9 protein-coding genes and 1 riboswitch are annotated in these 14,663 nt (G+C 64.9%); of the genes, 3 read left to right on the forward strand and 6 right to left on the reverse strand.

Going from position 1 to position 14,663, the window contains the following annotated elements; translation table 11 throughout:
- Positions 1-75 precede the first annotated feature (75 nt).
- A complete protein-coding gene (locus ABC383_RS21320) occupies positions 76-408 on the forward strand; it encodes a hypothetical protein (RefSeq protein WP_413016996.1) in 333 nt (110 codons plus the stop codon).
- A 60-nt stretch (positions 409-468) separates the two neighbouring features.
- On the opposite strand, the gene ABC383_RS21325 is transcribed toward ABC383_RS21320, so the two are convergent.
- Entirely contained in the window at positions 469-3,819 is a 3,351-nt protein-coding gene (locus ABC383_RS21325; protein ID WP_413016998.1) for an EAL domain-containing protein, read from the reverse strand.
- A gap of 722 nt (positions 3,820-4,541) precedes the next feature.
- Here ABC383_RS21325 and pepA point away from each other — a divergent pair.
- Complete coding sequence (gene pepA / locus ABC383_RS21330) at positions 4,542-5,378, forward strand: flocculation-associated PEP-CTERM protein PepA (protein WP_413017000.1); 837 nt, start codon at positions 4,542-4,544, stop codon at positions 5,376-5,378.
- A gap of 138 nt (positions 5,379-5,516) precedes the next feature.
- Here the strand turns inward: pepA and ABC383_RS21335 are convergent, their stop codons facing one another.
- The 4 genes from ABC383_RS21335 to ABC383_RS21350 all read right to left on the reverse strand — a co-directional run bounded on the left by ABC383_RS21335 (position 5,517) and on the right by ABC383_RS21350 (position 10,810).
- Complete coding sequence (locus ABC383_RS21335) at positions 5,517-6,854, reverse strand: HD-GYP domain-containing protein (protein WP_413017002.1); 1,338 nt, start codon at positions 6,852-6,854, stop codon at positions 5,517-5,519.
- Positions 6,855-7,162: 308 nt separating this feature from the next.
- On the reverse strand, positions 7,163-8,368 hold the full coding sequence (locus ABC383_RS21340; RefSeq protein WP_413017004.1) for a polysaccharide pyruvyl transferase family protein: 1,206 nt from the start codon (positions 8,366-8,368) through the stop codon (positions 7,163-7,165).
- A 37-nt stretch (positions 8,369-8,405) separates the two neighbouring features.
- Positions 8,406-9,548 carry a zinc-binding dehydrogenase gene (locus tag ABC383_RS21345; protein ID WP_413017006.1) on the reverse strand — a complete coding sequence of 381 codons (1,143 nt, stop codon included), beginning with the start codon at positions 9,546-9,548 and terminating at the stop codon, positions 8,406-8,408.
- A 44-nt stretch (positions 9,549-9,592) separates the two neighbouring features.
- Entirely contained in the window at positions 9,593-10,810 is a 1,218-nt protein-coding gene (locus ABC383_RS21350; RefSeq protein ID WP_413017008.1) for an MFS transporter, read from the reverse strand.
- 139 nt (positions 10,811-10,949) lie between these two features.
- A riboswitch (FMN riboswitch) is annotated at positions 10,950-11,146 on the forward strand.
- A gap of 165 nt (positions 11,147-11,311) precedes the next feature.
- Between ABC383_RS21350 and ABC383_RS21355 the strand changes: the two genes are divergently transcribed.
- Positions 11,312-11,815, forward strand: coding sequence for a 6,7-dimethyl-8-ribityllumazine synthase (locus tag ABC383_RS21355; RefSeq protein ID WP_413017010.1), 504 nt, complete (start codon positions 11,312-11,314; stop codon positions 11,813-11,815).
- 293 nt (positions 11,816-12,108) lie between these two features.
- On the opposite strand, the gene ABC383_RS21360 is transcribed toward ABC383_RS21355, so the two are convergent.
- The gene (locus ABC383_RS21360) at positions 12,109-14,214 is read right to left on the reverse strand and encodes an Ig-like domain-containing protein (RefSeq protein WP_413017012.1); all 2,106 of its coding nucleotides are present in this window, start codon (positions 14,212-14,214) and stop codon (positions 12,109-12,111) included.
- Positions 14,215-14,663: the final 449 nt, after the last annotated feature.

The following is a 14,663-nucleotide window of genomic DNA, read 5'->3' on the forward strand; positions in this document are numbered from 1 at the left end:
CGATGGCACCCTGTCGTGTTTCCCCGGCGCTCGGACAGGGAAGGGATGGTCAAGGCGGGCGCGCCTGGAGGCAACATGTTCCATCCGCTCAACGCGCCCGGCAGGTCTGGCCTGAGCCGTATCGGCCCGCGCGGTGCAGCGTGTCAGCCAGCCTTGGCCGTGCTGCGTACCGCCGGCGGCGCGGCGCTCGAACTGTCTGTTTGCGCGCTGGGGGTGCCGGCCAGTACGGCTGCGGCAATGCTCAGTGCGATGCAGCCAAGGACGGCGAGCGCGGAAGACAGGACGATGCTTTTCATGATGCGTAGGAAATGTGAAATCAGAGGGGAAACGCAGCGTAATGATAGCGACCGGATTTCTAGTTGGAAAGGCTTATGGCGCGATGAGGTAAATAAACGACGTTTTTATTAACGTCTCGGCGTCATTTCGTCATTTGCATCGTGCCCCGGGACGGGAAGATGGTTTTTACTGTCAGGCGCTTCTGTTCCAGCGCCGGTCCCAGCCTGCCGCCCAGGCCCGGAATTGCGCCGACGGCATCGGCGCGGCAATGAAATAGCCCTGCGCCATGTCGCAGCCGAATGCGGCCAGCCTGTCCCATTGCGCCTGGCTTTCCACGCCTTCGGCCACCACCTTGCGTCCGAGGTCGTGCGCCAGGTCGATGGTGGAGCGCACGATCACCGCCGAATCACGGTCCCCCAACATCCTGGCCACGAAGGACTGATCGATCTTGATGCAGTCCACCGGCAGTTTCTGCAGATAGCTGAGCGAGGAATAACCGGTGCCGAAGTCGTCGATGTAGAGGGTGATGTTCTTGGCGCGCAGCGCGCGGAGGATCTGCAGCGCGTGTTCGGCGTCTTCCATCAGCACGCTTTCGGTCAGTTCGATTTCCAGCAGGCCCTGCGCCAGGCCGAGGGCGACCCGCATGTCGTGAATGGCGTCGAGCAGGGACTTGTCCTGCAGATTGCTGGCCGAGAGATTGATGGCTACCGGCATTGCTGCGTCCGTTTCCGCCAGGTTGGCGTTGAAACGCAGCGCCGCGGCGATCATCCATTCCGTCAGGGGGCGGATCAGTTCGGTGCGTTCGGCCAGCGCGATGAACTCGCCAGGCGCCATCAGGCCGCGCCGCGGATGGTGCCAGCGCACCAGCCCTTCGGCGCCACAGACGCGCTTGCTGCGCATGTCGACCTTGGGCTGCAGGTACAGCGCCAGTTCGTCGGCGTCGATCGCATGCCGCAGTTCACCCACCATGACCAGGCGCGCCGCCTGTCGCTGGCCCTGGTCGGGGGATGGCTCGTAGAGCGCATGCCGCAGTTTCTGCTCCCTGGCGCGGCCGACGGCGACATCCATCTGGCGCAGCAGGTCATGCGCCGTTCTCGCATGCCGCGGAAAATGCGTGATGCCCATTCTCGCCGCGACTTCCACCGGCAGCCCGGCGATCAGGAAGGGCGTGGCCAGCAGGGATTGCATCTGTTGCGCCAGCAACGCCGCCTCCGTGGTGCTGCTGGCCGGCAGCAGCATGGCAAACTGGTCGCCACGCAGCCGCGCCGCGCTTGCGCCCGCGGGCAGCACCGCTTGCAGGCGCTGGCCGAATTGGCGCAGCAGGTCGTCGCCATGCTGCAGGCCAAGGGCCTCGTTGATGTCGCGCAGCCGCTCCAGGCGAACCTGTACGGCCGCCACGCCCGGCTCGCCTGCTTGCACGGCGTCGATCGCCATCGCGGCCAGCTGCGTGAAGCGCGCTTCATTCGGCAGCCCGGTCACCGGATCGAAATAGGTCAGCTGATGCATCTGCTCGCGTGTGCGGATCGCGCTGATGCCAAACGCCAGGTCGTCGGCGCACTCGGCCAGAAGCGTCGCTTCTTCCGTGCTGAAGTCGTCGACATTGGCGGAATAGATCGCCAGTGCGCCGGCGACGGCGCTACCGAGGCGCAGGGGAATGGCGATGCAGCAGCCATAGTCGGTCATGCTTTGGCGCCACGGCGCATAGGCCGGATCGTCGCCGATATTGCGCACGATGCGCGTCTGGCCGGTGCGGACCGCCACCGCCACCGCGGTGCTGGCGTCCGGGTTGTCGCCGTCGCCGGCGGCGATTATTTCCCGCAGGGCGGCCAGGCCGCCCGGATAGCCCTGCTCCGCGGCCGGAAGCAGCGCCCCGTGGCCGTCCTGCTGCCGGTACCAGACGCAAGCCAGGCGGTAGCCGCCGGCGGCGACGATCTCGCGGCACATGCTGTCGAGCAGGCCGGGTTCATCGGCTGCGCGCAACATGCTGCGGTTGACAGCGCTCAGGGTACGCAGCGCCCGGCCCAGGTGCTCCAGCTCATTGACGTGCCGGGCCAGCGCGGTGTTGAGAATGCCGATCTGCTGTTCCGATTGCTTGCGCTCGGTGACGTCGGTGGCCAGCACGTAGTAGCCAAGCACTTCCCGGCCAGCGCTGAACCGGGGCACGTAATTGACCTGCAGCCAGGTGCCGGGAAAGGGCTGCCAGTCATAGCCGAGCGTCTCGCCGCGCAGAGCCCGGGCAATCAGCGGCGCGATGATGGCGTAGCGTTGTGGTCCCATCACCTCGGCAACCGTGCGTCCGGTCATGCCGGCGTTGTCGGCGGCGAAACGTTGCAGGTGTGGCCGGTTGGTATAGACATAGCGCTGCTGCCCGTCGATATAGGCAATCAGCGCCGGCACGTTGTCGATCACGCTCTGCAGATGGTCCTGGCTTTCCTGCAGCGCCGCCGTACGTTCCCGCACCCTTTCTTCGAGCAAGGCATTCTGCTGACGCACCAGGCGCCTGGCCTGGCGGGCCGCGCCTTCGTCGCGGAACACCAGCACCACGCCGCCAATATTGCCGGCGGCATCGTGGATCGGGGCTGCGCTGTCGGCAATTGCATGTTCCCTGCCGTCGCGGGAGAGCAGCGAAGTGTGTTCCGCCAGTTCCTGGATGTTCCCGCTGGCCAGCACCCTGGCGATCGGCGTCTCGACAGGTTCGCGAGTCTCCTCATGAACGATATGGAACACCTGTTCCACCGGCCGGCCGCGGGCCTCCTCGAATGGCCAACCGGTCAGGCGCTCCGCCACCGGATTCATGTGCAGGATGCGGCCCCCGGTGTCGGTGGCCAGCACGCCGTCGCCGATGGAACGCAGGGTAATGGCAAGCCGTTCCTCGCTATCGGCCAGGGCGCGCCGGCTGGCCTCGGCCTGGCGTCCCTGGCGCCGGATGGCCAGATAATTCACCACCAGCAGCACCCCGAGCGCTGCGCCGGCCGCTGCTTCGGTCAGGATCACGCGGCGGTTGGCAAGGGCTTCATTGGCGGTGCGCACTGCAAGCAGGCGAAGCTCTTCCGCCTCCATCTCGCGCAACAGGCGATACATGCGTTCCCGGGTGGCTGCCAGCGGCGTGCCCGCGACATAGCGCGCCGCGGCTGCCGCTCCCTGGGAGCGCGTGATGGTTTCGATTTCCCGGGCAATCGCCAGACGCTCGTCGACGACGGCGCGCAACTGTGTCCAGCGTGCCTGCTGCTGCGGATTGTCAGCGGACATGCCGCGGATGCGGTCCAGCAGCACCTCGCGCGAGGCAATGGTGGCGTCCCGTTCGGCAAGCAGGGCGGTGTTGCCGGTCAGCCGGAAGTTCTGCGTGGTGAGTTCGATCTTGAGCGCATCGGCCTCTGCCTGGGCGAGGCTGTTGAGGATGGCATGGGTATGGCCCACCCATCGGGCAGCCTCGGCGGCGTTCCTGCTGATGGTCCAGGTGCCGCAAGCCAGCCCGGCGATTACAGCCATTGATGCGACGAATCCGAGCAGCACCCGGTCTGTCAGCCATCCGCGATACGTCATTCGCCTTCTCCGGGCAGGCCTGACCGCTGGGTCAGTTCACTGGCGTTTCATTGATTCCATTCATTGGCGTCAAATGGAACTTGCGTTTACCTCGTAATTCCGTGAATTCTACGCAATCAATGCCAATACGGGTAAGCAATTCCTTCATCTATTTCCTCGCTTTAATAGGGATTGCTTATCTTTATCGGAATTTCCTGCCGGATCTAGCCATCAATGTTTTATCGAAGTCAATGAATCTGGTTAACATTAATTTTTATTCAATAAAAAATATTCGCAGGGGCAAAATAGGTGATGAAGGATATTTTTGTGCGGATAAAAATGAATCGGAGGAAAGTAAAAATTGAATTGATGAAGAATGGCAGAGAAAAATTGGTGTTTTTGATTGAGGCAATGCTTTGCATTAATTTAACTTTCATCGCGCCCAGTAAATTGGTTTTCCTATAAGATACAGATACTTATGAATTTTTGGAAATCATGATACACAGTATTGTTTTACAAATGACAATGGGGTTTAATGTGGGAAAATCCGCATGTCGGGTTTTTTTACAATCTATTTCATTGCAGGCGATGGAAATTTATTAAGCTGTTGATTTTTCTGGTTTGCTTATCCATGGCACGCACTTTGCAATGGAATTCTTGGGGAATGGGTAAAAGAGATCAGCGGGAGCCTTTCCTTTTTTGCGAACTGGCTTGTACTCAAGATTTTGATCGGAGAAAACACCATGCGCTTTACCATGAAGAAAAAAGCTTTGGCATGCAGCATCGCGGGAGGGCTGGCCTTGCTTGCCTCAAGCGCGGGAGCCCAGACATTTCCGGACTTTACCGTAAGCGAGATTGCCGTTCCCGGCGCGAATGCGGGCACCGTCAATGCTGACAAGGTGACCGGCAATTACGTCGAGGTGATTACCTTTAGCGGTAATAACTTCAATGTCTCGTTGCTGTGGCAGGCCGGCCAGTTTGTGGCCAATAACGGCGCGACGCCGGTCGCGTCCCAGCTGGGCGGAGTCACCGCCAACCAGTACGGCATGTACGCGCTGTACCAGGGTAACGGCACCTTCAGCGCCGGCGCCAATGGCACCACGAACTTCAGCTTCAGTCCTGGCGGCAGCCTGTCGGTATTCCTGGATCCGAGCAGCAACACCACCTTCACGCAGCCTGGCAATGGCTCCACCGCCTGGGGCTCCGCCAACGCGGGCGAAGACATCCAGATCGCCAACGGCGTGCCGACCTCGGGCCAGGGCACGCTGGACCCCAACCTGCCGACCTGTTCCGGCACCGGCGGCAGCGGCATCAACTGCGGCAACTTCGGCGCGTCGTCGTCCTGGGTGCTGACTTCCGCGGGCACCCGCTATTTCACCGCGCCCAATCCGTTCTACAGCGTGTCGTTCCAGTCCGGTCAGCTCAATAACTTCAACCTGAGCGGCACCCAGGTCATCAATGGCTCGCTGGACGTGGTCTTCAACGGCGGCGGCGGCGGCCAGGTTCCCGAACCGGCCACGGTGGCCCTGCTGGGCCTGGGTGTGCTTGGCCTCAGCCTGGCGCGACGCAGAAAGGCCTGATCCCCTTCTGTTCGCAAGCCGTTCTCAAGGGAGGCCGCCAACTGGCCTGATGCAACGCAGGCCAGCCGGCGGCTGAGCAGGCTGCCACGACCGAGCGTGGCAGCCTTTTTTCCATGTCGGGGCCGTTCATCGCGTCGATCAGACGCATTCGCCGTCCGCGGTCCGCGCGACGTGGGCGGCCGTCCTGCCGGAAAGGTTTCCGCAGAGGCCCATCAGCGACGCCCAGTGCGGATTGCCGGCGTCGACCCGGCGCCGGATCTTGGCGGCCAGCGCCATCAGCAGCCGGTCTATCTCATCCAGCGTCACATGCAGTTCATGCACGACCTGCTGGTCTGCCTTGTAGGGCCGGAACATGGCGAGAAAGCCCGGCCCCATGCCGGCGCGCCAGGCGACGATCTGGATCTGCTCCACCTGTTCCAGCACGAACGCCAGAGCGCCGGACGTGCGCAAAGCCGGCTTCAATGCCTCCCATTCGCCGAGCAGCTGCTCCAGTCGGTGCAGGCGCTTTATCAGCGGCATGGCCGGCGTATATGGCCCGTCCGCGGAGGCGCGGTCATCCGGCGCGAAGGCTGGCAGCAGGTCCTTCAGGGCACTGACGACGGCCTGGTCCAACTGCCCCTGCTCCACTCTCAGGATCACCTTCAAGCGGTTGAGGTCGCCGCCGCGCGCCACGGCGTCGTACAGATCCGCCACGGCCAGGACCCGGGCGGCCGGCTGTATCCTCTCGCCGCTGATGCCATGCGGGTAGCCGCTGCCGTCCAGGCGCTCGTGATGCTGGAGCACGGCCAGCGCCACTGCGCGCGGAACATGCGCTGTCTGGGACAGGATCACATAGCCCGTCACGGGATGGACGTGGATGAACCGCAGGTTGTCGCCGCCGATGGCGTGACCGCTTTCGAAAATGGCAGGGTCGGTATGCATTTCGCCGATGTCATGGCATAGCGCGGCGAGAACCAGTTCCGCCAGTTGCGGCCCGGACCACTTCAGGCGCAGGCCGATGCAGTGGGCGAGCACGGCCAGGCGCAATGCGTGGTGATACATGTCCCGTTTCTGTTCGCGCATGACCTTGAACCGAAAACCCAGCGGCGGCGGCAGGTCGAGGTTGCCTGTCAGCGCTTTCCAGGCGAGCGGGTCGCCGGTACGGTTGACCAGTGCCGCAATGCCCGGTTCGGCGGCAATGATCTGGTCGGTGTCCCTGACCAGCGTCGCTGCATCGACCGGGTCGGCCGCGGTCAGCACGGCTTCCAGCGGCAGGGACAGGGTATGCCGCGTCAGCTTTTCCCAGGTTGCCTGGTCGATCCGACTGCCGCTCGCGATCAGCTTCATGCCATTGGATGCATAAATATCCTGGGACGCGCGCATGTCAGTGCTCTGCGCCACGCGCTCGACGCAACGCAGATATTCAGGATTGGCATTGACCTCCTGCTTCTCTGTCGTGCTCGGCTCGGTATCGGGACTGATGAATGGCGCGTTCATGGATGGATTCTTTTCCCTGAGACATCGTTGCAGCGGTCAGGACTGGCAAGCCTGGCCGGACGGTCGGCAGTAAAAGCGGTCAAAAATGCATTATTTGAAATGACTGGGAAAGTGCCCTGGCGTGAACTCATTCGAATTTTTTTCGCATTTTATTGAATCAGAACGATTCATTTAATGCTTTTAAGAAATAAGCGTGCATTCTTGCATGAAATGTGTTCGTCCAACAACATCGCGTGTCGCCGGCTGGGTGGATCGTTTTGGTCGGCCTTCCGGTGGTAGCGCAGGCTCCTGGTCAGGCCCAAAGCGCTCTAAGGACGTTGGCTGTTTGCACCCCTTGTGCTGCCCAATGCCTGCAAGTATCCGGCAAGACAGCACGCCGCCAGCCGGTCGGCCAGTTCCCGGCGTGCCTGCGTGTCGGTGCCCATCGCACGCATCAGTCCTTCCGGCAGCGCATGCACGGGCAGCACGCCCGGCATGGCCGGCATGTCCCAGGTGGCCGCATAGGCCGACTGCTTGGACGGCACGCCTTCCTGGCCGGGCAGGCCCAGGTTCAGGCGCGGCAGCGCATAGGCCATCGCCACGATGCGGCCATGCAGGCTGCTGCCGAGGTAGCAGCGGGCGCCGGCAATGAGCGCGCAGATATCCCAGAGGTTCAGGCTGTGCAGCATGGCGGCCGGCGTGCGCAGGCGGCGGATGAGGCGCCGGTAGCAGTCGATGTCGTCATGCCAGTATGCGGCGCCGGCGCGGAAGAACACGATGCCGCAGCCGGTTTCCCGGGCCGCCTGGTCGAGGGTGCGGGCAAGGGCGTCGAGCGTGACGTCGTCGCCGAAGTCGGCGCTGAACTGCACGGCCAGATAGCCGCGCGGAAAACGCCGCCGCAGCGCGGACAGTGCGCTGCCATGGGCGTGGCGTCGGACGCGGCGGTCCAGCAGCCTTGCCGTCAGCGCCGCCGGGTCGGGCATCAGCCGGCTGGCGATGCCGGCGCGGCCCAGCAGCGCGTGGGTGATGCGGTCGCGCACCGACACCGCACTGGCCTGGCGCAGTTTGTCCAGCACCTCGCGCTGCATCGCGGCGTCGCACTGCGTTAGCCCGACGCCGCCGATGGCGACATGCAGTACGCGCAGCCCGGCAGGCGCGGCCAGATACGGCGCCAGGTCGGAAGAGCGCAGCCGGTCATGGGCCCAGGCGGCGCGGCCCCGGAGGTCGTGATCCAGCCGGCTTGCCAGCGGCGCCGCCTGCGGCGGCGGCAGCAGCATCACCGCAGCCTCCCAGGCGCTGCAGGTCAGCAGTTCGCCGCCGGCATGGATCAGCGCGCCGCCATGCCGTCCAACGCGCGCCAGCACGTCGGACAGGCGCTGCACCCGCTTGCCGCCGACCGGGCGCAGGTCGACGTCGGCCAGCCCGGCATAGAGCAGGCGGCGCGGCCGCAGCAGCGCAGCGGCGACCTGGGCGAACAGCAGGTCGCCGAAATTGTGCCGGTCGAAGGCGCCGAAGACGATGGTGACGGCCTGCATTGCCGCGTCGGCGTACTGGCCTGCAGGCCGCGCCGCGTTATCCGCGCGACGGATTGATCAGGTATTTCTCCCCGGTGCTGCGGCGGCCATAGGCCGCCACGGCATCGGCGCCCAGCGCTTCGGACAGCGACACTTCCTTCGTGTAGTGGCTGGCGAAGGTCGTGGTCAGTTCCGCGGCAACCCGCTGCTTCAGGCGCGCCGCCACCTCGGGGCCGGCCTTTTGCAGGAAGGGGAACAGCAGCCAGCCGCCCATGCTCCAGGTCATGCCGAAGTCGCGCACGATCTCGGTTGGCCGGGTGTCGAGGCCGCCGTAGATATAGACCTGCTTGAAGGTGGTGGAGCCGTAGCGGCTGTATTCCTTGGCGGTGCGGTTGGCCGCCGCTTCCATGCCGGACAGGATCTGGCCGGCCAGGCGGCCGCCGCCGATCGCGTCGAAGGCAATGGTGGCGCCGGTGGCGACCAGCGCGTCGGTCAGTTCCTGCATGAAGTTGTCGGCGGTGGAGTCGACCACGTAACGCGCGCCCATGCCCCTGAGCAGGTCGGCCTGCTGCTGCGAACGCACGATGTTGACCAGGCCGATGCCGTCCTTGATGCAGATGCGGTTGAGCATCTGCCCCAGGTTGGATGCCGCTGCGGTGTGCACCAGCGCCTTGTGGCCTTCGTTGCGCATGGTTTCCACCATGCCCAGCGCGGTGAGCGGATTGACGAAGGCGGATGCGCCCTGCGCCGCGGTGGCGCCTGGCGGCAGCGGCAGGCACTGGTCCGCCGGCACGCAGCGGTATTGCGCATACATGGCCCCGGCCAGCACCGCCACCGTCTTGCCCATCAGCGCCTGCGCGGCCGGCGAGGCGCCTGCCGCGACCACCGTGCCGGCGCCTTCGTTGCCCACCGGCAGGGACTGGTCGAGCCGGGCCGCCATGCTTTTCATGCTGCGCTCGGGGATCGGCGCGGTGACGACAGGGCCGCTGGCATTGCGGCTGAAGACCGCGCTGGACATGTCGGCAGCGCCGAACAGCAAGCCGATGTCCGACGGATTGATCGGCGACGCTTCGATACGCACCAGCACTTCATTCTCGGCCGGCGTTGGCACCGGCACCGGCGCCAGCGACAGTTCCAGCTCGCCGCTGGCCTTGACCAGCGAGCGCAGTTCCAGGGCGGTATTTTCGGTCGGGGTAGTCAATTGTCGTCTCCTCGTGTGATGGGGCGCTGTAAAAGCGGCAAAGCTTAACACCGGCCCGGCTTGCCGGTTTGTGCCAGGTCCATTGCCGAGTTCGCGGTGCGCTGCTCTTCCGGCAGCCATGCCACGATGGCGGCGGTGCAGACCGAGATGCCGGCCATGATCATGAGCAGCGTGGCAAAGCCGCCGGCCTTGACCACCGGGCCCAGCAGCCAGACCGCGATGGAACTGATGCCGAACGATACCGCCAGCCGCATGCCGGTGGCGCGCGAGCGCATGCGGTCGTCGACATAGCGCACGATCAGCGCATCGGTGAAGGGAATCGCGCCGAAGATGCAGACCATGACGCCCAGCAGCAGCGCATACAGCGTCCAGCCGCTGGAAAACGCGGCCAGCAGCAGCAACGGCGCCTGGGCGCAGGCAATGCACAGGTAGAGGCGCTTGATGCGCATGCGGTCGATCAGCCGGCCGACCACCAGCTGTGCCAGCGACGCTGCCGCGTACACCGCGGCCAGCAGCATGCCCAGCCGCGCCGGATCGTCGATCGTGCCCTGCAGCCGTTCGGCCAGCAGGCGGGCGTTGCCGTTGGTGGAGAAATTGAACAGCAGGCTGCTGGAGACGGCGGCGGCGGTCATCACCACGAAGGCGCGCGCCAGCAGCGCGGGCGGCAGCGCCGCGGCGGCGCCGGCGGCGCGCCTGGCCGGCGGCGCCATCTCGGCCGGCGCCACGCGCCAGAACAGCAGGCCGCAGGCCATTGCCAGCACGCCAGGCACGACGAAGGCCGCGCGCCAGCCGTATGCCTGCATCAGCAGGCCGGTCAGCACCGCCGCCAGCGCCACGCCGAGGTTGCCGGCCAGGCCGTTGATGCCGATCACGGCGCCGGGGCGGCGGCTGCCCTGCACCACCATCGGTATGCCGACCGGGTGATAGATCGAGGCAAACGCCCCGAGCAGCGCCAGCGCGCCCGCCAGCTGCCAGGCATTGCGGGTGCAGGCCACCAGCAGGGCGGAAGCGCCCAGGCCGATGAAGAACACCGTCATCATCGGCCGCCGGCCCCAGACATCGCCTAGCCGCCCCGCGGGCAGGGAGCCGAGGCCGAACAGGAAAAAGGCGCCCACGCCGTAGGGCATCAGGTCTTCCCAGCGGGCGAAGCCGAAGTCGGCCGCGATGGACGTGACCGCGGTGGCGAAGATCAGCATGAACAGGTGGTCGAGCGCATGGCCCAGATTCAACAGCAGGAAAACCGGGCGGGTGGGAGCGGACATGGCAACTCGTGGGCGATGCGCGGGCGGCGCGACAGCATGATTCTGCCGCGAAAGCCGGTTAACGACAAATTGTTCGATTGGGCAGCGATGCCGGTGCTGTGCTACATTGCCGGCGCGGTTCCCGGCCATGCCGGACCGCATACGTTCTCAGGGCGAGGTGAAATTCCTCACCGGCGGTAATGGTGTAGTCCCGTGCCGATTTTTGGATCGGCACATCACTGGACCTAGTCCGCGAGCGCTTGCCGCAGCGCCGGTTTTCCGGCATCGCGGCAAGGTCAGCAGACCCGGTGCGATCCCGGGACCGACGGTCACAGTCCGGATAAAGAGAGAGCGGGATAGTGCCTTCCCGGCCGGCTGTTGCGGCGCGGGCTGCCGGGTCGCGCCATGCCGCGGCCGGGTTTGCCGCGCCGGGCCGGCGGCCATGCTGCAAGCGCATGGCGTGCATCTTCCCCATCGATCGCAAGCCCTGTTTTTTGTCCATCGAAAACAGGAGTAACAACCATGCAAACCTTCCATTCCACCGATGCCGCCGCTTCCCTGCCGGGCAGCCGCGTTGCCTTCATCCAGGCCGGCTGGCACAGCGAGATCGTGAACCAGTGCCGGCAGTCCTTCATTGCCGAGATCGGCCGCCTCGGCCATGCCGAAAGCGACATCGATTTCTTCGAGGTCGCCGGCGCCTTTGAAATCCCGCTGCATGCCAAGCTGCTGGCGCAGAGCGGCCGCTATGGCGCCGTCGTCGGCGCCGGGCTGGTGGTCGACGGCGGCATCTACCGGCATGAGTTCGTCGCCCAGGCGGTGATCTCGGGCCTGATGGAGGTGCAGCTTGCCACCGGCACGCCGGTGATTTCGGCAGTGCTGACGCCGCATCATTTTCATGCCGGCGCAGAGCACCGCGATTTCTTCGCCGCGCACTTCGTGGTCAAGGGCGAGGAGGCGGCCAGGGCCTGCCATGCCACCATGCATGCGGTGCGTCAGCTGCGCGGCCTGCCCGACCTGCGGCGTTGAGCAGGCAGCCGGCCCGGCGTCGCAGCCTGCATGCAACGCCGGGCCGGTTTCGTGATCCAAGCCGCTGGCGCTGATGCGGGAGGACGCGATGTTCGTATTCTTTTCCAGCCGGCTGGGTTGCCTGGGTTCGATTGCCGTATCCGTGGTGCTGACCCTGCTGCTGCTGTTATTGCTTGGGGTGTTCTGAGCCCCGATCCTGGATGTGACAACGCCTGGCCGCCGCGATGGTGGCCAGGCGTTTTTGCCGACACCGCGTCGGCAGCGCGTGATCCGCGCCGCCGACGCGTTCCCGGTCAGGGGATGAAGTTCAGCGTTTCCGGCAGGTCCTTGCTGGGCACTTCAAAGATCGGGCCGTTGCCGTCCGGATCGATCACGTTCGCGCCATTGCTGATGAAGAACTCGGCAATCTGCTGCTGCGCCCCGATGGCGAAGGGCGCCGCCGCGGGAGTGAAGATGTTGGTCAGGAAGGTGTGCGGATTCTTCGGTATCCCCGGGTTGGCCGCATAAGCCAGGTCGTTGCGGTACTGCACGGCGACATCAGCCAGCTTGCCCGCGCGCAGGATCGCGGTGGTGGTCGGATTCGGCACCGTCTGGTCGCCGCGCGCAAACTGGATCAGCACCGGCTTGGCGCTGTTGCCGTGAAGCGGATTGGAGCGGATGAACGGCGCATAGGACACCGGGTTGCCCGCCTGCTGCGCCCACTCGTTGCGGTCCAGCAGCTGCTGAATCGCCATCGCACCCGGCACATTGTTGATCACGGTGGCCTGGTTGCGCAGCGGGATGTTTTCATTGAAGTTGATCCCTCCCGCCGGCGGCAGGTTGATCAGCGACGGCAGCCGGGTGGCCAGCGCAAGGCCCGTCAGCGGACGGAAGGCGCCCAGCCTGGCCACCTCGGTGATCGAGCCGCCCGGCACGTTGGGCACGCCGGCCTTGATGCGCGGCTCCACGCCCAGCAGGATGGTGCCGTAGATGCCGCCGAAGGACTGGCCGCTGTAATAGATGCGTTCGCCGTCGAGATCGGCGCGCCCGTCGCCGTCCACGTCCATGCCGGCTTTGACCACGCTCACCAGCTGCATCAGGTCGACCACGGTCTGGCGCAGGCCGTCGCGGCTGCCCAGCACGGTGTAGGGCGCGGCTGCATTGACGCCTTCGGTCGAGTCGATCGCGCCGTCGCCGTTCTGGTCATAGCCGCGGCCGCCGGCCGGCAGGGTGACCGTGCCGCCGCCGCTCGTGACCGTCAGCATGCCCTGGTCGCCGCCGCCATGGCCCACCACCTGGATCGCCAGGGTGGCGATGCCCCTGGAGGCAAAGGTCGACGCCACCGTCCAGGGCGCGCCGTACATGCTGTCGGTAAAGCCGTGGCCGAAGATGGCGACCGGGTAGCCGCCGGCCGGTTTGGGGCCGGATGGGAGGAACAGCTGGAACACCAGTTTCTCGTTGCGTAGCGGCACGGGATGGCCGGTGCGGGTCGGCGTCGCCGGAATGTATTTGGCGTCGTTCAGGTAGCTGGGCGAGTCGAACGTGCCATAGGCGATCTTTTCAACCGCGCCCGGCACGGCCTGCAGTGCCGCCATGGGCAGCTGGGAGGTGGTGAACCCGGCAACACTGGTCTGGCGCTTGAACGCAATGCTGGTGCCGGCCACCGGGAACACCGCGCGGGCGGCGCCGCCGTTGCCGATCATGAAATTGGCGCCTGGCTTGGCGCTCCTGACCGACTGCATGATCTTGTACAGGTCGGCGCTGATGCTCTGGGTGGAAAACAGCGTGGCGGCGGCAACCTTCAGGTTGGCCGGGATGCGGGAGCGCAGCGCGTCGCGCAATTCGCGCCGGTATTCGCTGGTCTCGCGACGCTGGTCGCTGTCGTCGTTGTCCATGTCGATCGACTTGAGCTTCTTGCCGCTGGCGTCGCGCACGCCGTCGGTGACGATCAGCACATAGCGGGAATGCTGGTTGAGCAGTTCGTCGGATTCGAAGGCCAGGGTCTTGCTGGCCGGGTCCCATACCACCTGGTTGATGCCGACCTTCTGGCCGGCGCCCATGCCGTTGACGGTATCGCCGAGATTCATCAGGAAGATCGTGTTGCTGTTGACGGTGCGCGGGTCGATGTCGCCGTTGAAGGGCAGGGTGATGCGGGGCTGGGTGGAAAAGCCGTCCAGCGTGTTGAGCACCTTGATGTCGGCGCAGTCGCTGGGACGGGTAGCGCAGTTCGGCAGCGGCAGTTCCACGCGGCGGCCAGTGTTCTGGCTGGCGTCGGCGACGGTGAAGCGGTCGCTCGGGAAGGGACTGCCTGCCGGGTCCGACAGGTCATAGCGGATGGCGACGCCATCGGCCAGCACAGTCAGTGGAAGGGCAAGCAAGATCACGGCGGACGCCATGCGGCGGCCAGTATTTTTCAACATGCATGTCTCCTGATTTTTGGTATTCCAGGCTAGGGCCTGATGGCGGGCCTTCACCGTGCCTGCGAATCCGCCGCAAATATTTTCCTATGGGAAATATAAGTCGTTGTTTTATAACGGAATTCGTTGCAAGATAGTATTGCGAAATTTAGTGCGCGGCAATCGAAATAATGTGCGGGTTAGGCCTTTATCAATAGTAATCTGCACAGTCGTTCGTAAATTTTCCCGGCCTGCGATTGAAACAATTGGTTAACCTGGAGCGCCCTGCTCAAGCGTGCAAGCCGCCGGGACCGACTTCCCGACAATGGCCGCGGCACTGCTTTCCCTGGCGAACGACCGCCGCCGGCACTCCTCACGCCGGAGTGCGGCAATGACAGGGGTAAGGCGTGCGGCAGGCTTGCATCCCTGGACCGGGGATTACGTCCTGGCTTCAACGCCTTTGGGCTGCATCT

Source organism: Noviherbaspirillum phoenicis (genome assembly GCF_047237965.1).
Classification (GTDB): Bacteria; Pseudomonadota; Gammaproteobacteria; order Burkholderiales; family Burkholderiaceae_D; genus Noviherbaspirillum_A.

What these genes read in the sequence shown, in the direction of transcription:
- ABC383_RS21360 (WP_413017012.1), bottom strand. Translation starts at nt 14,214, where the DNA reads ATGTTGAAAAATACTGGCCGCCGCATGGCGTCCGCCGTGATCTTGCTT.
- ABC383_RS21320 (WP_413016996.1), top strand. Translation starts at nt 76, where the DNA reads ATGTTCCATCCGCTCAACGCGCCCGGCAGGTCTGGCCTGAGCCGTATC.
- ABC383_RS21340 (WP_413017004.1), bottom strand. Translation starts at nt 8,368, where the DNA reads ATGCAGGCCGTCACCATCGTCTTCGGCGCCTTCGACCGGCACAATTTC.
- ABC383_RS21335 (WP_413017002.1), bottom strand. Translation starts at nt 6,854, where the DNA reads ATGAACGCGCCATTCATCAGTCCCGATACCGAGCCGAGCACGACAGAG.
- ABC383_RS21325 (WP_413016998.1), bottom strand. Translation starts at nt 3,819, where the DNA reads ATGACGTATCGCGGATGGCTGACAGACCGGGTGCTGCTCGGATTCGTC.
- ABC383_RS21355 (WP_413017010.1), top strand. Translation starts at nt 11,312, where the DNA reads ATGCAAACCTTCCATTCCACCGATGCCGCCGCTTCCCTGCCGGGCAGC.
- pepA (WP_413017000.1), top strand. Translation starts at nt 4,542, where the DNA reads ATGCGCTTTACCATGAAGAAAAAAGCTTTGGCATGCAGCATCGCGGGA.
- ABC383_RS21350 (WP_413017008.1), bottom strand. Translation starts at nt 10,810, where the DNA reads ATGTCCGCTCCCACCCGCCCGGTTTTCCTGCTGTTGAATCTGGGCCAT.